Raw genomic sequence first — 23,964 nt, 5'->3', positions numbered from 1 at the left:
CTTACTCCTCGTCGGTTCTGACGAGGTGCTGATACAACGCCCGACCTCTAGCCTTTGCTTCTTGTCCCGGCTTCGCGAGCTCATTCATTTGCGCGGATAAAGAGGCTGCTTCCTCGCCCGTCTTGATCCATTCATCCAGTTTCTCTTGCATGATTGAGCGGTCTTCCTCGGTGAGAACTTCGCCGGGGCGATCAGGATAATGCCACTGGGATGGGTCCCGTTGTGCAAGCAGCTCCCTATCGTAGGGACGGCGCCCCAATGCTAGGCTTGAAAGTGCGTTCATGGGTCCAAGAACGCCGCATTCTTTCAGGAAGATTTCTAAAACACTGTGCTGCTGATGCAGTTCGTTCAGTCGCACTTGAAGCGCGGTGATTTCCTCAAAATTCGGGGGTGTCGGCTCGTATTGTTTCCAGATGTCGTCGGAAAGTCGCCTCGCCACCCAATATGTTTTCAGATCATTTGTCCACGACTTGCCTGTTAGAGCCTCCGCCTTTTTGATCTGCGATGCCATCTCGACAAAAAGATCGAAGGCTGAATGGCCCGCCAAGCGTTCATCAAGATCAATCGACGCTCTTAACCGCGCCACAATCTCATTGTTCATCGAGGTGTTGTTGGCGCGGGCGGCCTCCTCAAGCTGTACGCGAAGATCCTCCCTGAAGCGCAACTTGAGCTGCACTAGCTCGTTGTCAGTCCTCGTTTCGTTCAATCCGGCGCTCACAGCATACGTCTCCATCATGGGATGCCCCGGCACGTTACGGCGATGCCCGACCATCGTCAAGGCATTATGGGGTCACTTATGGTTCCATAAGCTATTGCGGGGCGCGTCGAGGTGCGCTATAGCATTGGAACCATATCTGACCCCAAAGGAGAAACGGCATGGTTGAAGTAACACCCGATGGTCGCGTGAGCCGCGCAGAAGCGGCGCGTTTTTTGGGCTTCAAGGCCAAAACGCTGGCGGAATGGCACCGGCTCGGGATTGGTCCGAGGTCGCTCATGGTCGGCGGTCGCCGCTTTTACATGCTCGAAGAGCTTCTCGAATATGCGAGCGGCAAGAAGTCGATCCGCCGCGAGGCCGCGTAAGCGATGAGCACATCTGCAAGGGGTTTGCCTACCCCTGAAAGGCAGGAGGGCCGCGCTCGGCTCTCCGTTCGCGACCCTCGTATCGAAACATTGCTTGGCGGCATCAGTGTTGAGGGTTTCAATCTAGACCAAACCCGCTCGTGGGGCAACGCTCTCCTACGTGCACGCGACAAATGGGCCGACGTTTACCGCAGGGGTCGGCGCTACTCCGACCACGAGACAGCGCAGCGCAACGGATTGGTTCGGCAGGGGGTCTCGCGATGAGTACCTTCGAAAAGCGCCGAGCTGTTGCGCTAACGATCCTCGACACTGGTGAGGGCCTGACTCGCAAGGCCGGGAGTTTTCTCGGGCAGTGCGTAGTCGACCCCACTCCTCTTACCCCCAAGCAGGCCGACTGGCTGGCCACTCTCGCGGAGCGCGCCGGTCTTGTCGTGGAGAACTGAGATGTCCTACAAGATCGCATACCCCGATATGCCCGGTTGGAAGGGCGATAAAGCAACTGGCCGCGAGGCTGCATTCGCGATAGCCAAGGAACTGCCAGCACGGCAGCAGCAGGTATGGGACGCTATTGCCGCTCGCGGCGTAACTGGTGCGACCTGCGACGAATTGCAGGACGAACTCGACCTGCCTGCATACTGCATTCGTCCCCGCGCATCCGAACTGGAACGCAAGGGCAAGCTGTGGCCGGTCGGTCGCCGCATGGGTGTGCTGGGCCACAAGGTCACCGTGTACAGCACCGTGAAGCCCGCTGACATGAGCGCGACTGCATGAGCGCTATGGCTGGCGAAGTACTTGTCCGCCGTGACGGGAGCGGGTTCGTGGTGGAGTGCGTTCCGCCCGATCCCGCCCATCCGTCGCAGGTCTTCGACAACATGCGGACCGCGTGGGGATTTGCTGGAGGGATCAAACTCGCCACCGGCCGCCGCAAGGTCGATCTGACGCAGGGCGGCTGACATGGCGAACAAGAAATGGAAAGCCGATCACCGCGCCGACACACGCGGGGAGGGCCTTATTGGCCTTCCCAAGTGCGTTTACGGCAGCGCCGCATATCGCGATCTGGACCTCTACGCTCGTGCCGTGTTGATGGAGATCCTGTCCCGCTTCAACGGGTACAACAATAGCGAGATCGGGATCAGCTATCGCGAGATCGGCGAAGGGCTGGGCAATCAAAACTTCGCCAGGATTGCGCAGGCCGTGGCCGACCTGATGGAACATGGCCTGGTCGACATCGGACACGAGGCTGTCTGGAAGGAACGACATTCCCGGCAGTATCGACTCACTTGGATTATGAGCGGAAAGCCGCCCTTCACCGCGAAAGCGACCAACGATTACCTCGACTGGTCGAAAAAAATCGGCGTTGACAACGTCTCAGCAGATGGAAACGGAACTGCTGACCACGTCTCAGCAAGCGGGAATATGTCTGCTGAGGCATTGTCAGCAGTCAAACAGGCAAAAGCGCAGAAACCCGTCAAATCTGTTTCGGCCAATCTGCTGACCACGTCTCAGCGCTTATATAATAGCCATCCCAAGGCGGGGAAAACTCGCAGGAAACCACCCGCAAATGCACGTGATCCCATCGCGGGCGGTTCGAGCGCATGGTGGGGTGAGGCGTCGTTGCTGCCATCACGGGCGCACCTGATCGGGATGGCCGCCATTGTTCTTGGTCGGGAAAAATGGGGCGTCGCTGCATGAACCTAGCTCGATCAAAATCCGCCGCTCGTACGCCGGGTAAACCTAGTCGTCGCGATCTGGCGCAACGGCGAATGGCGGGACCGAAACCTTCGACGGTTTCCCGGCCCGGTCCTCGGATGGCATTCCGTAACGAAGGCCGACGGGTCTCCGCTGAATGTCGGGGGGGCAATTGATGGCTGACATTGATCCGAAAGCGGTCAACGTGGAGCCGGGGCGCAAGCGCAAGAAGCGCAACCGCCCCGATCCGTCGCCGGTGTTGAAGGCTGGCGAGCAAAAGGCGCTGGCCCGGGCCATGAAGCGCCCTCTGTCGCCGGGCGTGATGCTCGAACCCGAGGGCGAAGAATGGCGGGTGTCTTCACCGCACAGCGATGTCGCGCTCTGGGAACTTCAGATTGCCGACGCCTTCGGCACGCGGTCGCAGGCGGTTATGCGCGCGTTCCTGTTCCAGCTACAGAAGCTGGCGCCGAAGCACTGGGACGAAGCGACACAACGCTGGAAGGCCGACGAGACCGAATGGAACGCGGCGTTGGCCATGGTTGCTGACATCAGGCCGCGCAATATCACCGAAGCGGCATTGGCAGCGCAGATGGTGGCGGTCCACTGGATGCAGATGCGGTTGTCGGCGCAGGCATTGAACGGCGGGGGCATGATCATGGAGCGCGACGCTGCTCTCGCCTCGAAACTGGCCCGTACCTACGCCGCGCAAATGGAAACCCTCCAGACCGTGCGGGGCGGCAAGAAGGTGACCAGACAGAAAATCACAGTTCGGAAGGAAACCCATCAGCATGTGCATTACCACCGGGGGGAGGAAGGAAACGGAGACCAATCCCATGGACGAACTGCCGCCGTTGATGACTCCCGCAAAGCTTTGCCAAGCCCGGACAAGGGCGGGGACGTTGTGCCGCTGCCCCGCATTGCGCGGTCGTGAGCGCTGTCGTCTGCACGGTGGCCGTGCTGGCGCGCCCAAGGGCGAAGCAAACGGTAGCTGGAAACACGGCGGTCAAACGAACGATGCCATTGCTCTGCGGCGGGAAGCAGGCAGGCTTTTGAAGGAATTACGAAATGTCTGATACACCGGATTTTGGACGTGGCCCGAACGGCCTAGCTTTGTTGTGCGAACACAAGCTGGATGAGTTGGTGGCCGAGAAGGCGGAATGCACCGACCGGCAACGGGTGCGCGCGATCAACAAGCACATGCACACGCTGCGGGAACTGCTGCGGTTCGCGAAGTCGCGGGCGGGTTATACGGGCAACTAATTCGAGAAGGGGTGGGATCGTGAGCGACATAGAAAACACTGTGGAGAGACTTATCTACGCCCGACTTACGATCTTGTATGACTTTGACAAAGACGAAGACGGTAACCCCCGAGAGGAGCGCGCGGGTGAAATTGCCTTGGCGGCAAGGCCGCAAGCTGGTGATGTTATCGATGTCTTGAGGGAAGGCGAGCTAGAGCCTGACGTTGTGACGGTGCGGTACGTGCATCACTGCGCCGTGGCTGTTCCGCTTCCAGAAACCGCCTTCCCAAGTATGCAACGCACAAAGCCTTCTCTGGAGATTGTCGCCGATTACACTCCTTTCGCTCTTAGGATTCCTCGGTTCTAGCGGCCAAAAAAAGCCCCCGCCGAAGCGAGGGCCAAGGTAGTATATATCGCCGGTCTAGTTCGGATCACTGATGTGGCAGCCCGGCCCGTTGTAGCAGGTGCCATGCATGACGAAGTTGCCGGAGCCACAATTTGCCCCGTCCTCGTCACACTGCCCGGATGGATCGTCGTCCTCCAGATCAGTGTCGCGCGTCATGTCGTCGAGGCGGTCGATCAAGCGCTCCGTAAGGTTTTCCAGTTCGTGCCGGGAAAGCATGGGGATGGCCTGCGCCAAAAGGGCGAGAGGGAGCGCCGTCGCGTTGGGATTGGTGGCCATCGTCAAGCCTCCCCTGCCAGTCGGGCGAAGTCGGCTTGAAGGACTTCCATCGCGTTAGCCGGAAATTCGCTGTCGTTGGCGAGGTCGTCCGCCTCGATCATGGACGCCTTGAATATCGCGGCTGCCATGGTTGGCGACGGGGTCAGGGCAAGCTCGCGGCTGACCCGCCAGAAGGGCGCGCAGAAGTCCCGAACCCATGCGTCGTCCATGACTTTGCTCATCGCATCGAGTTCGTGGCACTCGTTTCCTGCGGCGGGATGCTGGCGCCAGCCTTTGCCGTACTTGGTCTCCAGCGCCCATCTACGGCGCAACAATACTTCGTTGGCCCCGGCGTAAGCTCCGATTTCAAGGTCGGCCTGTTGCAGTACGTCCGCCCGCAAATAGGCATGCAGCGCCTTGTCCCACGTCGGATCGACTCCGGTGGTGGCAAGTGCGGCCTGATGTGTGGTGAGGCGGCGGGAGATGATGTCGATGGTTGCCATGGTCACGCTCCCATCGTCTTGAGGGAGCGGAGGGCGGCGAGGATAAACTGTTCGTACCAGTCCATGTCGCGTTCGTGCTGGATCAGGTAATCCAGATCACGGCGGGTAATCGCTAGGCCGGACTGCCGGTCGCAGACGCTGTGCCCCATTGCGACCCAGAGCTGGATTTCCACGCCCTCAACGGTCCGTGCGATCGCCTCGCGGATGATCTTTTCTGCCGTGTCGATCTCGGACCAGACAGCCTCGCTGGCCTGCCGACACGCTTCCCCCTGCTCATCGAAGGCCGGGACGCTAAGCCGTGCGAAGGCCGCGCTGCGGCGCTCCCAAGCTGCGAGAATGGCCGCATCGGGGTGCGTTGATGCAAATGCCGGTACGGCTGCAATCGCGGCTGTGGCAGGAATGGCGCCAAGGATTGCCCGCCGCGTGGCGGTGAGTGTATTGATGGTCATAGTCGTTTCCTTGTTACCGCAAGGTTGTCGATGAGAGCCGGGCGGGAAGTTACCGCTTCCCCTCGGCTCGACTTTCTGTTATCAGGAATGAATGAGCAAAGCAAGAGTTTCTGTTAACAAAAATAAGATGGGGCGACCGGCGACCGGTATCGGGCAGATGATTGGCGTCCGGTTGCATTCAGAAGATCTACAACTGTTAGACCAATGGATCTTGGCGAACGATCCTGAAATCAGTCGTCCAGAAGCGATGCGCCGCATTCTTCGTTCCGTGGCATAGGGCCTAGGCGGGTGTTCGCGCGATATCGAGCTCGCCAGCGCGAGACGGAGTACAGTGAAGGCTTCAGGGACGGTTCCGGCTGTCCAAGCATGGCTCAGATACGTCGTTGGGACGATCAAACGCTTCATCAGCGACTGGCTGGTGATCTGTCCTCTGAGTCGCGGAGCATGGCCGAAAGGGAACTACGCAGACGAGAGGCGTGGGCTGCCCCGGCTGGACGAGCGTTCTATCTCTCAATCGCTGCCGTTATTATCTCGGCGGCGGCCCTTCTTGTTTCATGGATTGGATTGATGCAGCGTTACTGAAGAGCGAGTCGCTCTAAAATTTGCGCTCGACCTGCTCCGGATCGAACCGCTGGCACTGGCCAACAAAGTCACCAGACTTGCCGGAAATGCTGATGGCCCCGGTGTAGCGATCAAGCCGCAGTTTGGGATTGTTGAGCAGGCTCACGGCGACAGATGCGGTGATCTCGCCATCGCCGTACTCGATGTTTTTGATCTTGAACCAGCCATCTTCGCCACCCCGAATGGTCGGCAGCATGGTACGGGGCATCCGTAGGCGAGGATCGGCGTCGTTGATCCGGACGCGGACTTCATCCTCAAACCCCTGGCTTCGCTGGCCATAGACAGTCGCGTTGGCAGAATTACCGCTGTTGTCCCATGCGAAGGCAGAACCACTGGTCACCTTGTTGGCACTACCGCCACCGAAGCAGACTAGATTGAGTTCGTCTGAATTGACTTCTGCCACAACAGGTGACGCGAAAATCGCGAATGCGACCGAAAGTGTGGTCCCGAATTTAGCCATGACGTTCCCCTTTCGTCAGCGGCAGATTACGGCACTACAGAACTTATGCAATGCACAGGCCGACGCAGGGGGGATTGGGATCCACGTCCGCTCTTGCCCCCGATCGCCAAGCCTGAAAAACAGGCCGGAACAGGTGAAAGCAGGTCGCGAAAGATGCGCTGGTTGGCCGCCAGTGGAAGAGTATTGGCGGCGTTGAGGCTTAAAAGTAGCGAGGCCGGACTCGCAAGCCCGGCCTCTAGCTTGTCTGTGGTAGATATGCGCGCTAGCGCAGTGATCTGCTCCTCAGCACTTACTCGTCCACCTATTAAACTCAGGTACGCTTTGCAAGTTCCATTTTCCTGCGCACCCGATGCGCTCCGCGATATCGAGTACGCAATCGCCCCTGCACGGTTGGCAAGATACTTGCCAGCGGCGGACCATGACAAGCCGTATGCGATGCGCCTCTACCTCTGGAATGCCAGCATCTGCGAGAGTTTGTATCTTCCCCTCCAGACTGCTGAGGTATGCGTGCGCAATGCTATCCACTATACGTTAATTCGGCGTTACGGGCAGGATTGGAACACAAACCACGCATTCACAAACCTCTTGCTCAAAAAGTACCAGGAAGAGTTATTCCGCACTACCGCCGACGAAAAAGAGGTCCGAGGCGCGGCTTATACGGTGGACCATGTAGTTGGTGGCATGTCGTTTGGATTCTGGGTCAATTTGCTGACACACAGCTTTCGCCACCACCTATGGCAGCAAGGAATGCGGAGATCCTTTCCCCACATTCCACAGGGAATTGAAAGGGAAGATGCTTACGCCAAGGTTAATCAGTTAAGGGTGTTCCGAAACAAAGTTGCCCACCATTACGCTATCTTTGACCGTCGGCCGCTTGCTGAACATCAAAATGCGATGGAAATAATCGGATGGTGCTCACCATCGGCTGTTCATGTTGTGCGGCAACTGTCTAACCCACGCAGAGTTGTTCAAAAGCCCAAACGCTGGCCTACGCTATGACTCCACGCCTAGAGTTCGCTCTGCTCCTAATCATTCACCTGATCGCCCTAGCATGGGGCATCAGCGCGGTTATCGACTGGCTGCGATAGACCACACCAGCAAGCCGCCTAAGCCTTGCTGAGCCGCCACCCGCGTCCGTTCTCAAGTTTCTTCGCGCTGGACGGTGCGAACACTAATTCCGGTCTCTTCAGCTATTTCTCGGGCGATCCCCTTTGGCCGGTGGCCGCGTCCATCTTCGCGCTGACTTTCAATCGCAGCATTTTGCGTCGATTGAACCTCGCGGCGCATCGCCTTCAATTCACCGTAGCGCCGGATATGCTCGTCGCGCTGGTCTTTGGTCAGGTCGAGCCGGTGCAGAACGCTGGCAAGGTGTGACATTTCGGGGAGCGAACCGCTCGCTGGCACGTTCGATAAATATGGACAGAAAACCTCCCTCGTCCCCACGTGGGCCGGGCGCTCGTTCGCCAGAGCGATCGGTGAAGGACGATAATCCGAAACGGTCCACGGTCGAAAATTGGCCGCGCGGAAGCTTCTACAACCTCTTGGGCCCTCGCAAACCGTAGACATTTCATTGTGTGCAAGACGGGGTAGATGAAAACCCCCTTCATCCACCCCTGACCCGCAACTCAGGAGAAATCGGGCTGTCACGCCGATACGCTGGGCCGAACGCGGGAAGCAACCGAAATATGCTTTGTTCAATGACGTTTACTGTTTGTTGATCAGCCGATTTTGCACGTCGCTTTTGGGTAGCTGGGCTTCGCAGCCCACCAATTCCGCGATGCCCATCATCTAGATCGTCAAGGCCATGAGTGCGACGAGAAACAGAGCTACCGCCGCCAGCAGGAGCAAGAGCACAGCTGTTGATAGCCAGAGCGACGCTGGCGCCCGAGGGGCCTCCTCCTCATCCAGGAGGTGACGGTACTGGCTGAGTATGTCGTTATCTGCGTACTGTTTCGCGAGGGGAGATCGTAGGACGGCGGCGCTTACCGCTGATTTGGGCAGCGGGACGTGAAAGCGGCAGCCGTACAGGTAAGCCTTCTGCCATACGACCTCCACGCTGCAACCTCCTAAGTCAGGAAGGTCGAGGGATATTGTGCTGCCGAGCGGAAGCGACGCTGTAGATTCCAGCAGCAACCCGTTCTCGGACAGATTGTGAACGGTCGCGATATGCTCCGCTCCGGCATGCTCGGCCGGAATGTCGAGGCTGACATCCCTGCGCACGCGCCAACGGCGTTCGTCGGGGTTCGGCTGAGTTTGAATCCGCACTTGCATTTATCACTCCCGGACTTCTTGCAGGGAGTGGTTTCAGAAATTTCCTAATAGGCTGTTAACTTGGTCGTGTAATCGGACCCTATTGAGATGAAACGGTTTTTAGCATGGCTGGGTTTCAGTAGCGGGCGCCACTGCACGTTCACATTGTGCCGCGCCAATGAGGCTTTACTCAAATACTCCGCCGTCAATTTCCTTGCCTTAACTGTATTATTGTGCTACGACAGTAGCACACTCATCGTCGAGATGACAGAAGAGGTTTTATGCAGGACGCCCACATCAGTTTTCGCGCCAACGAGGTGGTGGTTTCCGCGCTCGCGGCGCAGGCCCAGAGGGCCGGTTGTTCCCTTTCCGAATATCTCCGCTCGCTGGTCCGCGAAAAGGTAGGGCTTCAGTGAATCTCACGCTCGGAGAAATCCTCGCGGCTGCCCTCGCGCCTGATCCATCTTCGATCGAGGCCGCACTTGAAGAACGGGCGCAATACTGTGCCGGTGTCGAACTTTCGCGCCAGATCGCGCCCCTCCTGAGAGAAAGCGAAGAGCGGACATTCGACGCGCTGACCTGCGTTCCCGACTCCGAGCTCGCCATGTTGCGGTCGCCGGAAGGCTGGGCAGTGCTGGCATCGCTCGTGGCTGCCGATCTCGGTGTTCCGAATTTCACCTATCAGCCGACGCGGCACTGACGGAGGACATGTAATGGCTATCAACTGGGCGCTGTTGAACAACAACAGCTTTGAAAACGCACTCGCTCGCGGAATGGAGATGGGCAAAATCGCGGGGGAGGCGAGGGACAAGCGCCAGTATCAGAACGCGCTCAATACGGTGATGATGCCGCAGGAGTCGACTGTCCCTGACAGCCCGGCCAACGCACCTGACTTCAAAAAGCGCCGTGCGGAAGCCATGCGTGTCATCGCGGCACGCAATCCCGGATTTGCGATGAAGCTCATGGAACGCGCGGACGAACAGGAGTTCAATACCGCGATGGGCGAGTACCTGACGCCGAACGGGCAGCCGAACGCGCTGTTGGGTTTGCCGTCGCATCACTCGGGCATCAATCCCGCCGCCAACGCGCAATGGGGTAGCAATCCGCAGCCTGAGGCAATGCCGCCTGCTCAGATGCCGGGTGTTCAGATGCAGGGTGCTGTGCAGCCATCGGGTGCGACGCAGATGCCGGGTGCATTGCAGCCATCCGATACGCAACAGGGTCCGGCACCGGTCCCCGACAGTTTGCCCCCGCAAGCACAACGGGCACCCGACATGGCGTTCCTGGGGGAACCCCGGAGTGGACAGGACCGGGCCTTTCTCGCCATGCTCCAGCGCAATCCTGAAAAGGCGCTGAAGATCCAGTCGGCACTTCGCGACAACTTCATGGACCGGCTTGAGGCCGAATCCGACTTCTACGGCCTTGCCGTCAGCGCGTTGACCCGAACGAGCGACGATGCCGGATGGCAGGTGGCGATGCAGCAGCTTGCACCCCGCGCGCAGGCCATGGGCGTCGATCTGATGGCCACGATTCCGGCGCAGTACCCCGGCCCGGAAGCAGTGGGGCAGCTTCTGGAACGTGCCTTGCCGATCAAGGAACGGCTCGATTACCTGCTCGATGTTGCCAACACCAAGGCAGACAACGAGCGGGCCGATCGCAACACGGACAGCCTCATCGAAGACCGCGAGGGCCGGCGTGCCGAGACCCGTCGCTATAACGAACGCCGAATCGATACGACGCGGCGCGGGCAGGACAAGACCGATGCGCGCGTGCGGTCCGGACAGGGCAGTAAGCGGACCAGCAGGGGCAAGGCTCGCCCGACTGCGACCGACGCCAAGGGCAACAAGGTTGAATGGAACGGCAAGGCCTGGGTGCCGGTCGGGTGAGCAATCCGCCTCCGCCCCCGCCGGGCTTCACCATCGACACCAAGCGCAAGGCTGCTGTTCCTCCTCCGCCCGAAGGATTCACCCTTGATGGCGATGCGGTGGACGGGGACACGCTGCGCACCAACGAGGGTCCGAACCTTCGTCTCTATGGCGCCGACGCCCCGGAGAGCGAACAGGTCGGCTGGGACCGTGCGGGCAACCCGGTGCGCATCGGGGACATGGCAACGATCGCGCTGGGTGATGTCGTAACGCCCAACGCCCTTGTCGGCCCGGTGATGATGCAGAGCTGGGGGCGTCCGGTTGCCCCTGTGATGCAGGACGGCGCCGATGTCGGGCAGCATATCATCCGGCAGGGCAATGCTCTTGCCGTTCCGGAATATCTCGCAGATGATGCGGAGCGTCGGGCCAGCTACATGGAGGCCGAGAGGCTGGCCCGGCAGAATCGTCTGGGCGTGCATGATACTTTTGCGCAGACGCCCGAACAGCACCGCGCCAATCCCGACTTTGCACCGGATCGCGAGACGGTCGCCCGCTTCTGGGACACGCCGACGCCGTTTGCGGGACTGCGGCCCGAAGTGGAGGCCGGATATGTTGATCTGCTCAAATCGGGCTCGGCGGATGATATTCTCGCCTACGCGACGGCCAACAGCTTCACGCTCGATCCGGAAGATGTGCGCGGATACGTCGCGGATCGCGATGCAGGCAAATCGGTTTCGACTGTCCCGACCTACAAGGACACGCCCGCACCGTTGACCGACGTGGGCGATGGCCGAACCGGCGCGACGATGCGCGGTGTGGCTGACGGCGTGCTGGCGGGCGGGCTCGATGAGGCAGGGGCGGTGATCGATACCTTCGGTCTGACACCGGGCCGCGAGAATGTCTGGAACAGCGAGCAGCGCCTTGCCGACATCTGGGCCAACAACCAGCAGCAGAACAGCGCGATTACCGGTTACGACGACATGGTCAATCCCGGCTGGCGTCTTGGAGGGCAGATTGCCGGTGGTCTCGTGGTTCCATTCGGGGCGAAAGCAAAGACCGTGCCCGAACTGTTCCGGGTCGGGGCTGCCTATGGCGGTGCGGAGGGCTTCCTGGGCACCGATGGCAGCTTTGGCGAGCGCGCCATCGGCGGAGCGATCGGTGTACCTGTTGGCGGCGCTGTCGGGGCAGTAGGCGGCAAGGCGCTCGATTTCATCGTCCCGAAAGTCGCGGCCCGGTTTGGTCCGAAACGCGCACAGGCCGCTCAGGAAACGGGAGAGGTTGCGGAAGGCTATGCGGATGAAACCGCAGTCAGCGCCACGCAGGACATTCCGCCCCCGCCAGAGGGTTTCACGCTCGACCGCCAGCCTGATGCGCCGGCCCGGATGGATGCGTCGGTCACCGAGGCGCAACTGCGCGCGGCGTCCGAAGACATCGCACCCGGTGACGTGCTGCCGGTTGCGTCGAATGTCGTGGCCGATGCAGACGAAGCGGCGTTGATCGATGCGGACCGCTATCAGCAGGCCGTGCCGGTCAACGAGCGCAACGAACTGAAGCGGCAGACGATCGTGAACTACATGGGCCGCGAGGTGCCGAAAGTCGGTCCGGTCGATATGGTCGGGTATCTGCGCACGCGCGGCGGGCTGGCCGATCAGGGCGGTGAGCTGACCCACATGGGCCTGACCAACAAGGCTCGCTCTGGCATGGACCACGTCGGGCAGGAAATGCGGTTCGGGCCGCTGCTCAACGATCAGGGCATGAGCCTCGACGATGCTGCCCATGCCGCGTGGGAGGCCGGGTACTTCCCCGAGTTGTCGGAGCGGCCCACCGTCAGTCAGTTTCTCGATGGCCTGCGCGACACCTACGAGGGTCGCAACCGTCGCTTCCTGCCCGAAGATCAGGGACAGGTGCAGAGATTCGAAGCGGCGCGGGCTGATCGTTATGACCTCGAGCAGCGGATTGCCGAAGAGGGTCCGATCTGGCGCGATACCAGCGTGCCCGCCGACGAGCCGCAATTCGCGCCGGTTGAGGCGTTTGAGGACTGGGGACCGACCGCGCCCGACTTTGCCGGTAACATCAATCTGGCGAAGCTGGGCAGTCCGCAGGACATCACGCGCGCCCTGTCGCAGACCGAAAAGCGTATCGGTTTCGACGCGGCGACCAGAGGAAGGGTGACTCAGGCCGAAACCGAACGATTGGCTGCCGAGCTCAACATGACGCCCGAAAAGCTTCTGTCGCGTCGCAAGGGAGAGGCTTTCAGCGCCGAACAGGCTTTGGCGGCACGTCAGATACTGGCAAAGTCTGGTAACGAACTGGTAAACGCGGCCCGGCGGGTGAAGGCGCTCGATGACCCCGGCGACGAACTGCTGGCGGAGTTCCGCAACAAGTGGATGCGTCACGTTGCCATCCAGGAACAGGTCGCGGGCATGACGGCGGAAGCTGGCCGCATGCTCCAGCAGTTCCGGATGACGGCGGACAGCCGCGCGGTACGCGGTGACGTGCTTGGCGCGCTGGTTCGTGCGGGCGGCGGCAAAGGCTCCTTGCAGGAAACTGCCGGGGTGTTGCTCGATGCCGTCGAGATGGGGCCGGGCAAGTTCAACGCTCTGAGCGAGAAGCTGACCAAGCCGAAATGGAAGGACAAGGCCAGCGAGATCTACATCAACTTCCTGTTGTCGAACCCGCCCACGCATGTCGTCAACATGGTCAGCAACACCCTGACCGCGATTGCGCAGATTCCGGAACATGCAGCCGGGGCGGCGATCGGTGCGGGGCGTCGTGCTGTCATGGGCGAGAAGGCGCAGGACCGCGTTCTTGCCAGCGAAGTGGGGGCACGCGCCATCGGGTTGCTACAGGGAGCCAAGGAAGGCGCACGGCTGTTTGCGCAGGCGCTCAGGACCGGCGAGGCATCTGACTTCGTGTCGAAGGTCGAGGGCGACGAGCACAAAGCCATCGGCGGAAAGCTTGGCGCTATCGTGCGGGGGCCTACCCGGCTGCTCACGGCGGAAGACGAGCTGTTCAAGGGCATTGCCCGGCGCATGGAAATGAACGCCCAGGCGGTCCGTATCGCCCACAAGGAAGGGCTGAGAGGCAGGCAAGCCAAGGCGCGCATTGCCGAACTGGCGGCAAACCCGACCGATGCGATGTTCGCGCAGGCGCTCGACTACGGGCGTTATCTGACGTTTCAACGCAAGCTTGGCGAGTTCGGACAGGGTCTTTCGCGGATCACGTCCAGCAACCTGCCCGCCAAGATCATCATTCCATTTGTGCGGACGCCCATCAATCTGATGAAGTTTGCGACCGAGCGTTCGCCTGCGGCCCCGCTGCTGGGAGAGTGGCGCCGTGATTTCATGGCAGGCGGTGCGCGCCGGGACATGGCCGTTGCCAAGGTGATGCTTGGAACCGGCTTTGCTATGACGATGTACGAGGCGGCGCTGGAGGGCAAGATTACCGGGGCTGTCCCGCCCGATCCGGCCAAGGCGCGGCTGATGTATGCCGATGGCTGGCAGCCCTACTCGCTGAAGGTCGGGGACCGCTACGTCAGTTATTCGCGGCTCGATCCGTTCTCGACCACGATTGGCGTTGCGGCGGACATGGCCACGCTTCCCAGCGGTCTCAGCGACCGGCAGCTGGACGACAAGGCCACAATGCTGGTTGCCTCGATCATGGGGAACCTTGCCAGCAAGACGTGGCTGTCGGGCCTGTCCTCGTTCGTGGAGGGCCTCGCCGATCCGGGGCGCTATGCAGGCAACTGGCTGGAACGGACGGCAGGTGCCGTTGTCCCCGCTGGTGTTGCGGGTGTGGCGCGTGCGATCGATCCGGTATCGCGTAATCGTGACGGTATCGGGGAGGCGATACAGTCGCGCATTCCCGGCATGTCGCAGAACCTGTTGCCCCGTCGCGACATCTTCGGTGAGCCGATCGAGAACGACAGCCTCGGTCCTGACCTCATCTCACCTTTCTGGCAGTCGAGGGACAAGAACGATCCCGTCGTTGCCGAGATGCTGCGCATTGAAAAGAGCGTCAGCGCGCCGGGCAAGCAATATACCGAAGACGGTGAGCGGATCGATTACACGCCCGAAGAATATGACCGCTATCACGAGATTGCCGGGCGTCTGACCTACAACGATCTGCTCGGACTGGTCGGCTCGTCCGAATATTCGAAGATGCCGGACGCCGCGAAGCGCAAGGCGGCCCAGCGGACCATCGCCAAGGCTCGAAAGGCAGCCCGCGAAGTGCTGGCCGATCCAGATTATCCGATGCCTGTGAAGGGTGGAGATGACAGCCGTCTGACCAGCGGGTCGCAGAAAGCCGGCGAGACCCCTCCGCCGCCTCCGGGATTCGCGATAGAGGGCGAGAGCGCGGGTCGCAATATCTATCAGGACTTGCGGGATGCCATTCCCGGTGTTCGCTTTACGTCGGGCTATCGGGACGAAGCGTATCAGGCGCATATGCGTCAGCGGGGCTACAAACCCGCACGCAACAGCGGCCATCTCGACGGCTCCAGCTTCGACCTCCTGCCACCGTCCGGAAAGTCGATGGGCTGGCTGATGAAGGAAGTGAAACGGGTCGATCCCAAGGCGCGGTTGCTGCCCGAGGGCGATCATCTGCACGTTACCTTCCCCGGCTACTATGGCGCACCGGCTATCGGCGGGGCAGCGGGGCTGAAGAATCCGCTGGCGGGAATGCCGCCTCCACCGGAGGGTTTTGTGGTGGATGTGAGGTGAGATTATCTTGCGCTGTTTCCTCAGCCCTCAAGCTTCAAGAGGCCTACCCGCGTCTGCGTCGCCCACTGATCGACGAGACCCTGCATTAACTCTGACAAGAAAGGGTCAGTTCCAGCGTCAAAACTTTCGGGCGGTGCGCCGAAGCGGATTAGGTGTGCGGTAATTCTGCAGTAAAGGACGAATGCGCCTCGCATCATGGGTGGCGGCACTTGACCTAACGGAACCGATGAATCGGCGACCAGGCACTGGATTGCAGCTTGTATCTCAGGGCTTTGGAAGTTGAGATCATTCTGCGCATGTGCGCAAGCGTTACGCATGTGGCGTAAGAGGTCGATATTCCCTTTGGTCTCTTGGTCGATAATTCCCAAGGCTTTGGCGAGAAGGGTACGACTGGCGAAATTGCCTGCAGGCCCATTGAAGAGCGTCTCACGCTCGTCTTTGTTTGCCCTTTGGAATCTCTCCACCAGAACATTCCGAAGAGCATCATCAACCATCGTTGCAGATAGCATTATGACGCCACGGTCACTTTCAGCGACTAAATGTCGGGCGAATTGCTCCTGATCCAAATCCTCAGTTGCCACTTGCGAAAGGACCTTAAGCCCTTTGATCACTTCTTTTCGGCTAGTCGTCATCTCCTTGAACCTCTCACAATCGAGCCTGCGCGCGTAGGACCGGCCCGTAACGTCCCTATTGTCCCTAATGTCCCGGTGGTGCTGAGGCGCATCCGCTACGATCGACGGCTTAGGTTGAGGAGCAGATACAGCGCAATGAAGGTGCCCAGCGCTCCGATCATGATCGCTTCGCCTGAGGCATTCACCGATCGCAGGAAAGCTATCACCCCGATCGCGACAAGGCCGGGGATGAGCGAAAGCAGAAACCTAGTCATGGCATGTCACTCAGCTTGGTACGGATCATTCCGAAGATAGGCGCTGAGAATTAAGTTCATTCGCGCACGATGCATATCATTGTCCGCGCTCTTAAACCGGGCAATCATAGCCCAAAGGACGGGCGCATCGGATTTCTTGATCTTGGTCTCTTCGAAATCCCCATAATATCGATGGCCGCGCGTATGGGAGATCGGGCGATGCTGATTAAAGTCGATGTTGATGGCGTCGCTTGCGTCCCAAGTTTGACTGGATCTTCGCACCTTGCAAGCAAAGTCTATAAGTTGCTCGGTCAAAGGCTTCAGGTTCTGAGGTTTTGGGACATGCGGCGCTTCGCAAAACTGATGTGATGCAAAGTACCGTATGCTGCGATCGACACCACTTGCGGACGCAAGCGCCTTTTCAAAATAGCTCCACGCGCCCTCTGAAATCCACTCCAGGTAGGGAAACCGGACAGTATCTCCCCAAAAGAGTGCCTCGCTCTTCCGAACCCAATGGCATCTCGCAACATGGCTTAGTGTTTCAGCATCGAGCATCGTGACCAGCACACGCGGCGCGCCCCGTTCATCTCCTACTGCGTCAAAATACAGGCTAAATCTGGGATCGAGAGCGTCGATACAGCGCTGAAAGTTCGCCCGAATATCACTCGGTTCGAATGGCTGCACCTGGGGTAATTGCGAAAGATATGCTTGAACTGCGTTTGTGGGGAGACGAACGGCTTCGGCAATATTGGCAATGGCTATTCCGCGAAAAAAGAGGTGCTGCGCCGTCAGCAGAAACTCCAGATCCGTCGCATTCTCGATATCCGCGGTGCTATTAGGTGCAACGGGACGATCAGGGTGCATCATCTCCGGCGGATGTTTGACCTTGTCGTCATCATTCCCGACTGCTGGCTTTCCCCGGAAATCGCCGCGAGGTGTAACCCCCTTATCACGCTTCAAGTCGAAGCGGTAAATCTCACGATAAGGTAATCCGAAGATTTCGACATCTGGCGCAACGTGGATCGAAATCCGGTGCGAGACCTTCTTTATCTGCCGCAAAAGCTCAGTGCTTCGAAAGTCTCGGAACCAACCCATCTGCACACGTTCAGGCGCCCGGGACATTTCGACATCTTCTAAAGCTTTCAATTCGCTCGCTGGCAAAGGCCGTCGCGAGACGTTTACGACAAGATCGATGTCTCCAGCGTCGTCTCCCGACCTCCCGGTCAGCACACTTCCGAATAGCCAAATGGACTCGATGCGCCGCGAAGATTCCGGATCCGAGTTTAGCGCTTCAGCCTTCGCGATGATCGCGGGCAGCAGCGCCAAACCTTCTTCAATCGGGAAGCGCTTGATAAGCCTTGTGGCGACGAGCCGAATTCCTTTGTCGGCCAGTCCCCAATGCTCGATGCCCTTGTGATCAATGCCGTCGAATTTGATCCAACCATCGGCCGCCAAGTCGCGTAACGTCTTCGACGCTTGTGGCTCACGGATGTGAAGATCCCGCATAGCTTCGATTGCTGAGAAATGTTCTCGCTTCAGCAAGGTCTTCAACATTGCGGGCCGGTTGCCGAATATCAGGGTGTCGCGGTCAATGTGCATCTACACAGGCTATCCGCGACAGCTGCAAGGGTAAATACACAGAGGCCGTTAGGCGCGCAAGAAAGCGCGGTGCGGGTGTGGAAACGAAAGTAGAACGAGCCTTGAGTAGATCGTGTGTAATCACGCCGGGAATTACACGGAAGTTGCCGGAACGTTCTGCGACCAGAACGGAGCGTGAATCAGGTTTGTTTATGAGAGCTTAGGAATGCTCCGGAACCGACCGGAATGCTTGGAGCGTTGACTGTAAATCTGCCCGTGCAAGCGTACGCTGGTTCGAATCCAGCCCTGTCCACCACCGCCGCCATGTTACTATCCTTTCCTATAGCCGATCTCGCCCCCGTAATCGCTAATGTCGCGATTGATCGGGATAAGATGGGATTGGTTGAAAGATGGACATGGGATTGCGCGACACGGTCGCGCTGGTAACCGGCGCGGGCGGCAATATCGGATTGGCCATCTGCGCCGCGCTGAAGCGCGAAGGGTGCCATGTCGTCGCGACCGATGTGACCCGGCCCGACGATGGTGGCGATTTTGAATGGCACGATCTTGACGTCACGTCAGAGGCCGGTTGGCAGGGCGTCATCGACGGGATCAGGCAGCGCCACGGCAGGCTGGACGTGCTGGTCAACAATGCGGGCATCGCGCTGATGAACCCCATTTCGGAAACCAGCGTGGAAACGTGGGATCGCACCATGGCGATCAACGGCAAGGGGGTGTTTCTGGGCATGAAGCACGCACAGGCGCTGTTGGCCGAAACCGGGCAGTCGCGAGCGGGTGGATCGGCGATCGTCAATCTCGCGTCGGGCGCGGCCGACAAGCCCGCCGCATTTTCCATCGCATATTGTTCAAGCAAGGCGGCGGTTCGCATGGCGACGCGGGTCGCGGCGGTTGAATACGGTGCGCTCAAGCTGCCGATCCGGGTCAATTCGGTCCACCCCGGCGTCGTCGCATCGGCGATGATGGATCGTATCCTCGAACGCTATTCCGGCATTACCGGCGTTGCGGCCGGCGATCTGCGTCAGGCGGTGCTGGCCAGCCATCCGATGGGCAAATATGTCGAACCTGACGAAGTGGCCGACGCCGTCGTCTTCCTCGCATCCACCGCATCGCGCCATACGCACGGCGCTTCGATCCATGTCGACGGCGGACACGCGGCGACGTAATCGCAACTTTGGCGGACTGCCGCATGAACCGAAGGAGGGGACAGCCATGACAGGCCGGATCGCAGGAAAAGTCGCGTTGGTGACGGGGGGCGCGTCGGGGCTGGGCGAGGCGATCGTGCGCCGCTTCGTCGAAGAAGGCGCGAAAGTTCTCATCGCCGACATCGACGCGGCTGCCGGTGCGGCGCTGGCCGGTGAATTGGGCGATGCCGCGGACTTCGCAAAGCTCGACGTGACGCAGGAGCAGAACTGGATCGACGCATTTGCTCGGCTTGACGTGACGCACGGGCAGGTCGGCATACTCGTCAACTGTGCCGGGATCACGACGATCGGCTCGGTCGAGGACGTGACGCTCGATGCCTTTCGGCATGAACTGGACGTCGATCTTGCGGGCGTGTTCCTTGGTTGCAAGCACGTCGTCCCACTCATGAAGCGCACCGGCGGTTCGGTCATCAATATCGCGTCAATGGCCAGCATCCGGGCCAGCGACTATCTCGTCGCCTACAACGCGGCCAAGGCGGGGGTGACGCACATGACCAAATCCATCGCGCTGCATTACGCGCACAAGGGATACGGCATGCGGTGCAATTCGGTGCATCCCGGCGTGATCCGAACCCCAATCCTCGACAAGGTGCTGGCCCAATCGGACGATCCCGACGCGCTGTTCGCCCAATGGGTAAAGGGGCACCCGATCGGTCGGCTCGGCCGCGCGGACGAAGTTGCGTCGTTATGCCTTTATCTTGCCAGCGACGAGAGCGCGTTTGCGACCGGCGCGGAGTTCGTGCTCGACGGCGGGTCGTCGCTTTAACGCCTGAATGAGCGGGCCAATCTGCGAATGCTGCCGGAACGCCTCGCTGCCGACCATTCCCATTAAATCGTTTCAGCTGAGACAAGTTGCTGGTCGGACAGGGTTTGCTTCCCGTCGAACCGCGATGGCGGCTGCGGCACCGCCGCTGTCTTGCCCAATTCTGTTGATTGGTCGCGCCCGAATATGATCGGGGCGCGGCGCGGTATAGAAGATGGGACGGGACGATTTCTTTGCACGACAAAGGGCGCGAAATGCGCGCCGCGATCAAACGCGGTCACGGCCGGGGCAAACGCGATTTCCGCCGGGGCATTGCCGGACTGGCCAGCCCCGTCGCGCTTGGCTGGGCGCTGGTTGCGCTTCCCGCGCAGGCGAGTGAACCCGAGGGCGAGGCAGCGCCCCCCGTCGAAGCGCATGTTCGCGGCGATGCGCGCATTTATGATGCCGATCACTTCGCACGGTTTGCGCCGCGCACTGCATACGACATGCTGGTGCAGGTGCCTGGCTTTTCGATAAAGCAGGCCAATGGCGAGCGCGGCCTTGGCGAAGCGTCGGAAAACGTGCTGATCGACGGCAAGCGGATCGCCAACAAATCGGGCGGAGCCTTGCGTGAATTGCAGCGGATCACCGCGGCCGAAGTGCTCAGGATCGAAATCGTCGATTCGTCCAGCCTCGGCATCGCCGGACTTTCGGGTCAGGTCGCCAACGTGATCCGGGCCGAACGGGGCGGCGCGGTCGGCCAGTTTCAGTGGAACCCCGAATGGCGCGCGCACTATGCCCGCCCGTTCTGGTTCCGGGGGCAGGTCAGTTATTCCGACAAGGCGGGGCCGGTGGATTATACCATGTCGGTCGAAGACGACGGCTCGCGCGGTGCATTTGGCGGGCCTGTCAGGATATTCGGCCCTGACGGCCTGTTGCGCGAAAACCGGCGCGAAGTGCTGCAGACGGGGATCGATTTTACCAAGATACAGGCTCAGGTCGCGGTCGACGGACCGGGCAGTTCGAAGGGAAACCTGACCGTCGCGATCACGCCGTATTGGTACGAACTGACGCTCGATCAGGATCGTCGTCCGGTCATCGGCCAGCCATTCAGTCGCGACCTGACGTCGACCAACAACGGTTATCAATTCGATATGAGCGGCGATGTCGACTTCAAGCTTGGGCCCGGTCGGCTGAAACTGATCGGCCTGCGCCATTTCGACGACGAACCGATCGACAATTATCAGACCACGCGCTTTACCGACGGATCGCCCGACAGCGGCGTGCTGTTCGTTCGCGACAGCCTGATCGGTGAAACCGTGCTGCGCGGGGAATATGGCTGGAAGGGCGGGCGCAACACCTGGCAGATATCGCTGGAACGCGCCTACAATTTGCTGGATCAGGAGGGCTCGCTGTTCCTGCTCGAAGATGATGGCGATTATGGTGAAATCCCGTTCCCCGGCGGTAGCGGCAAAGTGACCGAAACCCGGTACGAAGCGATGGCGACGTTCAGCCGCGCGCTGTCCCCGAAGCTTGACCTGCAAGTCGACGGCGGTGCCGAATATTCCGAACTCTCGCGAGAGACGGGCGAGGTCGTGACCCGCCGTTTCGTGCGGCCAAAGGGCAGCGTCACGCTTGGCTGGCGGCCGGATAAGGTATGGGATTTCAGCCTGAAACTGCGCCGCCGGGTCGGACAGATCAACTTCTACGATTTCCTTGCGCAGCAAGACCTGCAGGTGGATCGCGAGGATAGCGGCAACCCCGATCTCGTCCCGCCGCAAAGCTGGGAGCTGGATGTCGAGGCGGGGCGTTCGCTGGGCAAATGGGGCAAGACGCGGCTTGCGCTATGGGCTCGGCAGATTGACGACATCATCGACATCGTGCCCATTGGAGAGGATGGCGAAACGGTCGGCAATCTGCCTCGCGCCTATCAATATGGCGCGCGCTGGACCGGGACGCTCGAATTCGCGGCGCTCGGGCTGAGCGGGGCCAAGCTCGATACCGAAGCCGTTTATGAAGACAGCTCGGTGCGAGATCCGCTGTCGGGTGAAAATCGCCCGATCAGCGGCAACGACTGGTATGGGGCCAGCGCCGAGTTCCGGCATGATATCCCGCGATCCGACGTGGCCTACGGCTTCGGCGCATCCACCTCGAAAAGCCGCCCTCGCTATTACCTCACCGAAACTCAGCAGGAATGGGAAGGCCCGGTCTTCATGAACGTTTTCGCCGAGCACAAGAACGTGCTGGGGATGACTGTGCGCGGCGAAGTCGGCAACGTGCTCGGCGCACGGAACCGTCAGGAGCGGACGGTGTGGAACGGCAGGCGCCTGCGCGATCCGGTGCTGTTTTCGGAATCCGCCGACCATAAGATCGGGCCGATCTTCCGATTGCTGGTCAAGGGATCGTTTTGAGCGGAGGCGAGCCGGCTGTTTTCAGCCCCTTCGAAGCGGTTTCACATTGACATGGCGCCTTGGCTCCGGCGGATTGGAACGTGAAATCGGGAGAATGCGGCATGGAAGACAGGATTGCGGCGCTGGAGGCTCGCCTGAGCGAGCTGGAGGACGAACGCGCCATCGCGAAGGTTCTTGCCGATTACTCGCTGGCGCTGGACTGGCTGGATGAAAAGACGCTCGACCGCGTGTTCTGGGACGATGCCGATATCGACTATGGCTTTTTCAAGGGCACCGGCGCCGAGTTCAAGCCGATCCTGATGGCTTTCGAAAGCGGCTTGGGTCGCCGTTGGCATTTTACCAGCCAGTTGCGTACCGAAATTGCCGGAAACGAAGCGCGGGCGACGGGTTACAACCTGTCGCTGGCGATTGCGGCGGTGGAAAGCGGTGATCCGGGCGGGCTTTCGGGATTCTTCGGCTTCTATAACGACCGGCTGAGCAAGCGCGACGGGCGATGGGCGATTTCGGCGCGCAAACACATCCTAGTCGCGGGCACGCACTGGGACGACATCGCGATCACCGGCGACCTGTCGGCGCTGAACACGATTGGCGCAACCGGCCAGCACCATCCCGACTTTGCGAGCGTGCCAATATCGGGGTGATCGGCTTAAGCCGTTTTCCAGTCGCTTGATGCGGTCTGCATGATATTCCTGACGGCTCCATGTATGTCGGCCTTCCGACATCGCAAAGGGTTGAATGTGCGCATGGCCAAAGGCGAAACCGGGGGGTGACGGGGCAAGCTCTCCTTGCCGCCCGGGCATCGCGGCCCTAGATAGCGGCGATGGCAGGAGAAATTCTCGATAACAGGGGACGTGGCGAAGCGGGCTGGAGCTGGCCGCCCATTCACCCCGAGGGACGCAAGTTCGGTCTCATCATCGCGGCCGCCGCACTAGTTTTTGCGTTTCTGGCGTGGGAGACATTGGCGTGGCCGCTTGCCTTCCTGACGGTGGGCGTGCTTGCGTTCTTTCGCGATCCGCAGCGGGTCGTGCCTCAGGGTGACGACATGGTGGTCGCGCCGGCCGACGGCCTGATCACGTTGATCGCGCAAGTGCCGGCTCCGCCCGAACTGCAAATGGACGACGGGCCGGAATCCCCCGGAATGGGCACTCAGCCTGTTACGCGCGTGTCGATTTTCATGAGCGTTTTCGACGTCCACATCAATCGCTCGCCCATCGCCGGTACGGTTCGACGGGTCGTCTACATTCCGGGCAAATTCCTCAACGCCGATCTCGACAAGGCGAGCGAGGACAACGAGCGTCAGCATTTCCTCGTCGATCGGCAGGACGGCACCAAGATCGGGTTTACCCAGATCGCGGGTCTCGTCGCGCGGCGGATCGTCCCTTTCGTCAAGCCCGGCGACATCGTGGGTGCGGGCCAGCGGGTCGGCCTGATCCGGTTCGGTAGCCGGGTCGACATCTATCTTCCGGCCGGCACCGAACCCATGGTGCTCAAGGGTCAGAAGACCATCGCTGGGGAAACGATCATCGCGATGATCGGCAAATCCCCCGTACTCGAAGGTGTGCGACTGTGACCGAACCGCTCGACGAACGTTACGCAGAACCGGGTGA

At 60.3% G+C, this 23,964-nt stretch carries 30 protein-coding genes and 1 tRNA gene; 22 read left to right on the top strand and 9 right to left on the bottom strand.

The features are described from left to right. Position 1: 1 nt before the first annotated feature. Positions 2–736, bottom strand: a complete 735-nt coding sequence (locus tag EKN06_RS12455) for an Arc family DNA-binding protein (protein WP_205693889.1) — start codon at positions 734–736, stop codon at positions 2–4. 140 nt (positions 737–876) lie between these two features. Here EKN06_RS12455 and EKN06_RS12450 point away from each other — a divergent pair, with 140 nt between their 5' ends. From EKN06_RS12450 to EKN06_RS12410, 9 genes are all read left to right on the top strand, one after another. Beyond that, positions 877–1,080, top strand: coding sequence for a DNA-binding protein (locus EKN06_RS12450; protein ID WP_127613247.1), 204 nt, complete (start codon positions 877–879; stop codon positions 1,078–1,080). A 260-nt stretch (positions 1,081–1,340) separates the two neighbouring features. Then, entirely contained in the window at positions 1,341–1,523 is a 183-nt protein-coding gene (locus EKN06_RS12445; RefSeq protein WP_127613246.1) for a hypothetical protein, read from the top strand. Position 1,524: 1 nt separating this feature from the next. After that, on the top strand, positions 1,525–1,851 hold the full coding sequence (locus EKN06_RS12440) for a hypothetical protein (RefSeq protein ID WP_127613245.1): 327 nt from the start codon (positions 1,525–1,527) through the stop codon (positions 1,849–1,851). Then, positions 1,848–2,033 carry a hypothetical protein gene (locus tag EKN06_RS12435; RefSeq protein ID WP_127613244.1) on the top strand — a complete coding sequence of 62 codons (186 nt, stop codon included), beginning with the start codon at positions 1,848–1,850 and terminating at the stop codon, positions 2,031–2,033. Before EKN06_RS12440 ends, EKN06_RS12435 begins: the two co-directional genes overlap by 4 nt. 1 nt (position 2,034) lies before the next feature. Then, on the top strand, positions 2,035–2,772 hold the full coding sequence (locus tag EKN06_RS12430; protein WP_127613243.1) for a hypothetical protein: 738 nt from the start codon (positions 2,035–2,037) through the stop codon (positions 2,770–2,772). Positions 2,773–2,944: 172 nt separating this feature from the next. Further along, positions 2,945–3,700 (top strand): hypothetical protein, encoded by a 756-nt coding sequence (locus tag EKN06_RS12425; protein WP_127613242.1) that lies wholly within the window; start codon positions 2,945–2,947, stop codon positions 3,698–3,700. Continuing rightward, a complete protein-coding gene (locus EKN06_RS16190) occupies positions 3,603–3,842 on the top strand; it encodes an HGGxSTG domain-containing protein (RefSeq protein ID WP_127613241.1) in 240 nt (79 codons plus the stop codon). The genes EKN06_RS12425 and EKN06_RS16190 overlap by 98 nt, the downstream gene beginning before the upstream one ends. Continuing rightward, the gene (locus tag EKN06_RS12415) at positions 3,835–4,029 is read left to right on the top strand and encodes a hypothetical protein (RefSeq protein WP_127613240.1); all 195 of its coding nucleotides are present in this window, start codon (positions 3,835–3,837) and stop codon (positions 4,027–4,029) included. The genes EKN06_RS16190 and EKN06_RS12415 overlap by 8 nt, the downstream gene beginning before the upstream one ends. A gap of 19 nt (positions 4,030–4,048) precedes the next feature. Then, the gene (locus EKN06_RS12410) at positions 4,049–4,375 is read left to right on the top strand and encodes a hypothetical protein (RefSeq protein WP_127613239.1); all 327 of its coding nucleotides are present in this window, start codon (positions 4,049–4,051) and stop codon (positions 4,373–4,375) included. 54 nt (positions 4,376–4,429) lie between these two features. On the opposite strand, the gene EKN06_RS12405 is transcribed toward EKN06_RS12410, so the two are convergent. Genes EKN06_RS12405 through EKN06_RS12395 form a run of 3 tightly spaced genes read right to left on the bottom strand, consistent with a single transcriptional unit; the run spans position 4,430 to position 5,621 of the window. Beyond that, complete coding sequence (locus tag EKN06_RS12405) at positions 4,430–4,690, bottom strand: hypothetical protein (RefSeq protein ID WP_127613238.1); 261 nt, start codon at positions 4,688–4,690, stop codon at positions 4,430–4,432. 2 nt (positions 4,691–4,692) lie between these two features. Continuing rightward, complete coding sequence (locus EKN06_RS12400; RefSeq protein ID WP_127613237.1) at positions 4,693–5,172, bottom strand: hypothetical protein; 480 nt, start codon at positions 5,170–5,172, stop codon at positions 4,693–4,695. Positions 5,173–5,174: 2 nt separating this feature from the next. Next, positions 5,175–5,621, bottom strand: coding sequence for a hypothetical protein (locus EKN06_RS12395; RefSeq protein WP_127613236.1), 447 nt, complete (start codon positions 5,619–5,621; stop codon positions 5,175–5,177). A 91-nt stretch (positions 5,622–5,712) separates the two neighbouring features. On the opposite strand from EKN06_RS12395, the gene EKN06_RS12390 reads away from it, so the two are divergent. Beyond that, positions 5,713–5,898 carry a hypothetical protein gene (locus EKN06_RS12390; protein ID WP_127613235.1) on the top strand — a complete coding sequence of 62 codons (186 nt, stop codon included), beginning with the start codon at positions 5,713–5,715 and terminating at the stop codon, positions 5,896–5,898. 318 nt (positions 5,899–6,216) lie between these two features. On the opposite strand, the gene EKN06_RS12385 is transcribed toward EKN06_RS12390, so the two are convergent. Continuing rightward, on the bottom strand, positions 6,217–6,702 hold the full coding sequence (locus tag EKN06_RS12385) for a hypothetical protein (RefSeq protein ID WP_127613234.1): 486 nt from the start codon (positions 6,700–6,702) through the stop codon (positions 6,217–6,219). Between the two features lie 402 nt (positions 6,703–7,104). Here EKN06_RS12385 and EKN06_RS12380 point away from each other — a divergent pair, with 402 nt between their 5' ends. Further along, the gene (locus EKN06_RS12380; RefSeq protein ID WP_164844061.1) at positions 7,105–7,701 is read left to right on the top strand and encodes a hypothetical protein; all 597 of its coding nucleotides are present in this window, start codon (positions 7,105–7,107) and stop codon (positions 7,699–7,701) included. A gap of 114 nt (positions 7,702–7,815) precedes the next feature. Then, entirely contained in the window at positions 7,816–8,076 is a 261-nt protein-coding gene (locus EKN06_RS12375; RefSeq protein ID WP_127613232.1) for a hypothetical protein, read from the top strand. Between the two features lie 414 nt (positions 8,077–8,490). On the opposite strand, the gene EKN06_RS12370 is transcribed toward EKN06_RS12375, so the two are convergent. Then, positions 8,491–8,973: a PilZ domain-containing protein gene (locus EKN06_RS12370; RefSeq protein ID WP_127613231.1), complete on the bottom strand. Its 483-nt coding sequence runs from the start codon at positions 8,971–8,973 to the stop codon at positions 8,491–8,493. Between the two features lie 260 nt (positions 8,974–9,233). Here EKN06_RS12370 and EKN06_RS16100 point away from each other — a divergent pair, with 260 nt between their 5' ends. The 4 genes from EKN06_RS16100 to EKN06_RS12355 are packed head-to-tail and all read left to right on the top strand — an operon-like array spanning position 9,234 to position 15,538. Further along, complete coding sequence (locus tag EKN06_RS16100; protein ID WP_276317288.1) at positions 9,234–9,368, top strand: hypothetical protein; 135 nt, start codon at positions 9,234–9,236, stop codon at positions 9,366–9,368. Then, positions 9,365–9,652: a hypothetical protein gene (locus EKN06_RS12365; protein WP_127613230.1), complete on the top strand. Its 288-nt coding sequence runs from the start codon at positions 9,365–9,367 to the stop codon at positions 9,650–9,652. The genes EKN06_RS16100 and EKN06_RS12365 overlap by 4 nt, the downstream gene beginning before the upstream one ends. A gap of 13 nt (positions 9,653–9,665) precedes the next feature. Beyond that, positions 9,666–10,838, top strand: coding sequence for a hypothetical protein (locus EKN06_RS12360; protein WP_127613229.1), 1,173 nt, complete (start codon positions 9,666–9,668; stop codon positions 10,836–10,838). Continuing rightward, positions 10,805–15,538 (top strand): thermonuclease family protein, encoded by a 4,734-nt coding sequence (locus EKN06_RS12355; RefSeq protein WP_127613228.1) that lies wholly within the window; start codon positions 10,805–10,807, stop codon positions 15,536–15,538. The genes EKN06_RS12360 and EKN06_RS12355 overlap by 34 nt, the downstream gene beginning before the upstream one ends. 20 nt (positions 15,539–15,558) lie before the next feature. On the opposite strand, the gene EKN06_RS12350 is transcribed toward EKN06_RS12355, so the two are convergent. The 3 genes from EKN06_RS12350 to EKN06_RS12345 form a co-directional block, all read right to left on the bottom strand. Next, positions 15,559–16,170, bottom strand: coding sequence for a hypothetical protein (locus EKN06_RS12350; RefSeq protein WP_127613227.1), 612 nt, complete (start codon positions 16,168–16,170; stop codon positions 15,559–15,561). Positions 16,171–16,265: 95 nt separating this feature from the next. Next, positions 16,266–16,424 (bottom strand): hypothetical protein, encoded by a 159-nt coding sequence (locus EKN06_RS15710; RefSeq protein ID WP_164844060.1) that lies wholly within the window; start codon positions 16,422–16,424, stop codon positions 16,266–16,268. Between the two features lie 6 nt (positions 16,425–16,430). Next, complete coding sequence (locus tag EKN06_RS12345; RefSeq protein ID WP_127613226.1) at positions 16,431–18,002, bottom strand: hypothetical protein; 1,572 nt, start codon at positions 18,000–18,002, stop codon at positions 16,431–16,433. Positions 18,003–18,204: 202 nt separating this feature from the next. Here EKN06_RS12345 and EKN06_RS15705 point away from each other — a divergent pair. From EKN06_RS15705 to EKN06_RS12320, 6 genes are all read left to right on the top strand, one after another. Further along, positions 18,205–18,297 (top strand) — tRNA-Tyr (locus tag EKN06_RS15705). A 94-nt stretch (positions 18,298–18,391) separates the two neighbouring features. Next, positions 18,392–19,165, top strand: coding sequence for an SDR family NAD(P)-dependent oxidoreductase (locus tag EKN06_RS12340; protein WP_127613225.1), 774 nt, complete (start codon positions 18,392–18,394; stop codon positions 19,163–19,165). Between the two features lie 46 nt (positions 19,166–19,211). Further along, the gene (locus EKN06_RS12335; RefSeq protein WP_127613224.1) at positions 19,212–19,970 is read left to right on the top strand and encodes an SDR family oxidoreductase; all 759 of its coding nucleotides are present in this window, start codon (positions 19,212–19,214) and stop codon (positions 19,968–19,970) included. A gap of 230 nt (positions 19,971–20,200) precedes the next feature. Beyond that, entirely contained in the window at positions 20,201–22,357 is a 2,157-nt protein-coding gene (locus EKN06_RS12330) for a TonB-dependent receptor (protein ID WP_127613223.1), read from the top strand. A gap of 101 nt (positions 22,358–22,458) precedes the next feature. Continuing rightward, a complete protein-coding gene (locus tag EKN06_RS12325; protein ID WP_127613222.1) occupies positions 22,459–22,998 on the top strand; it encodes a nuclear transport factor 2 family protein in 540 nt (179 codons plus the stop codon). A gap of 179 nt (positions 22,999–23,177) precedes the next feature. Continuing rightward, on the top strand, positions 23,178–23,927 hold the full coding sequence (locus tag EKN06_RS12320) for a phosphatidylserine decarboxylase (RefSeq protein WP_127613221.1): 750 nt from the start codon (positions 23,178–23,180) through the stop codon (positions 23,925–23,927). Positions 23,928–23,964 lie beyond the last annotated feature (37 nt).

This window comes from Croceicoccus ponticola, assembly GCF_004004515.1.
Classification (GTDB): Bacteria; Pseudomonadota; Alphaproteobacteria; order Sphingomonadales; family Sphingomonadaceae; genus Croceicoccus; species Croceicoccus ponticola.
This window is presented reverse-complemented; position numbering and strand designations above follow the sequence as displayed.

Bases quoted from the DNA above. Each gene is read 5' to 3' on its own strand.
- EKN06_RS12385 (WP_127613234.1), bottom strand. From the start codon at position 6,702: ATGGCTAAATTCGGGACCACACTTTCGGTCGCATTCGCGATTTTCGCG.
- EKN06_RS12405 (WP_127613238.1), bottom strand. From the start codon at position 4,690: ATGGCCACCAATCCCAACGCGACGGCGCTCCCTCTCGCCCTTTTGGCG.
- EKN06_RS12355 (WP_127613228.1), top strand. From the start codon at position 10,805: ATGGAACGGCAAGGCCTGGGTGCCGGTCGGGTGAGCAATCCGCCTCCG.
- EKN06_RS12390 (WP_127613235.1), top strand. From the start codon at position 5,713: ATGAGCAAAGCAAGAGTTTCTGTTAACAAAAATAAGATGGGGCGACCG.
- EKN06_RS12400 (WP_127613237.1), bottom strand. From the start codon at position 5,172: ATGGCAACCATCGACATCATCTCCCGCCGCCTCACCACACATCAGGCC.
- EKN06_RS12320 (WP_127613221.1), top strand. From the start codon at position 23,178: ATGGCAGGAGAAATTCTCGATAACAGGGGACGTGGCGAAGCGGGCTGG.
- EKN06_RS12425 (WP_127613242.1), top strand. From the start codon at position 2,945: ATGGCTGACATTGATCCGAAAGCGGTCAACGTGGAGCCGGGGCGCAAG.
- EKN06_RS12325 (WP_127613222.1), top strand. From the start codon at position 22,459: ATGGAAGACAGGATTGCGGCGCTGGAGGCTCGCCTGAGCGAGCTGGAG.
- EKN06_RS16190 (WP_127613241.1), top strand. From the start codon at position 3,603: ATGGACGAACTGCCGCCGTTGATGACTCCCGCAAAGCTTTGCCAAGCC.
- EKN06_RS12415 (WP_127613240.1), top strand. From the start codon at position 3,835: ATGTCTGATACACCGGATTTTGGACGTGGCCCGAACGGCCTAGCTTTG.
- EKN06_RS12335 (WP_127613224.1), top strand. From the start codon at position 19,212: ATGACAGGCCGGATCGCAGGAAAAGTCGCGTTGGTGACGGGGGGCGCG.
- EKN06_RS12450 (WP_127613247.1), top strand. From the start codon at position 877: ATGGTTGAAGTAACACCCGATGGTCGCGTGAGCCGCGCAGAAGCGGCG.
- EKN06_RS12370 (WP_127613231.1), bottom strand. From the start codon at position 8,973: ATGCAAGTGCGGATTCAAACTCAGCCGAACCCCGACGAACGCCGTTGG.
- EKN06_RS12350 (WP_127613227.1), bottom strand. From the start codon at position 16,170: ATGACGACTAGCCGAAAAGAAGTGATCAAAGGGCTTAAGGTCCTTTCG.
- EKN06_RS12445 (WP_127613246.1), top strand. From the start codon at position 1,341: ATGAGTACCTTCGAAAAGCGCCGAGCTGTTGCGCTAACGATCCTCGAC.
- EKN06_RS16100 (WP_276317288.1), top strand. From the start codon at position 9,234: ATGCAGGACGCCCACATCAGTTTTCGCGCCAACGAGGTGGTGGTTTCC.
- EKN06_RS12345 (WP_127613226.1), bottom strand. From the start codon at position 18,002: ATGCACATTGACCGCGACACCCTGATATTCGGCAACCGGCCCGCAATG.
- EKN06_RS12430 (WP_127613243.1), top strand. From the start codon at position 2,035: ATGGCGAACAAGAAATGGAAAGCCGATCACCGCGCCGACACACGCGGG.
- EKN06_RS12455 (WP_205693889.1), bottom strand. From the start codon at position 736: ATGATGGAGACGTATGCTGTGAGCGCCGGATTGAACGAAACGAGGACT.
- EKN06_RS15710 (WP_164844060.1), bottom strand. From the start codon at position 16,424: ATGACTAGGTTTCTGCTTTCGCTCATCCCCGGCCTTGTCGCGATCGGG.
- EKN06_RS12395 (WP_127613236.1), bottom strand. From the start codon at position 5,621: ATGACCATCAATACACTCACCGCCACGCGGCGGGCAATCCTTGGCGCC.
- EKN06_RS12360 (WP_127613229.1), top strand. From the start codon at position 9,666: ATGGCTATCAACTGGGCGCTGTTGAACAACAACAGCTTTGAAAACGCA.
- EKN06_RS12340 (WP_127613225.1), top strand. From the start codon at position 18,392: ATGGACATGGGATTGCGCGACACGGTCGCGCTGGTAACCGGCGCGGGC.
- EKN06_RS12440 (WP_127613245.1), top strand. From the start codon at position 1,525: ATGTCCTACAAGATCGCATACCCCGATATGCCCGGTTGGAAGGGCGAT.
- EKN06_RS12435 (WP_127613244.1), top strand. From the start codon at position 1,848: ATGAGCGCTATGGCTGGCGAAGTACTTGTCCGCCGTGACGGGAGCGGG.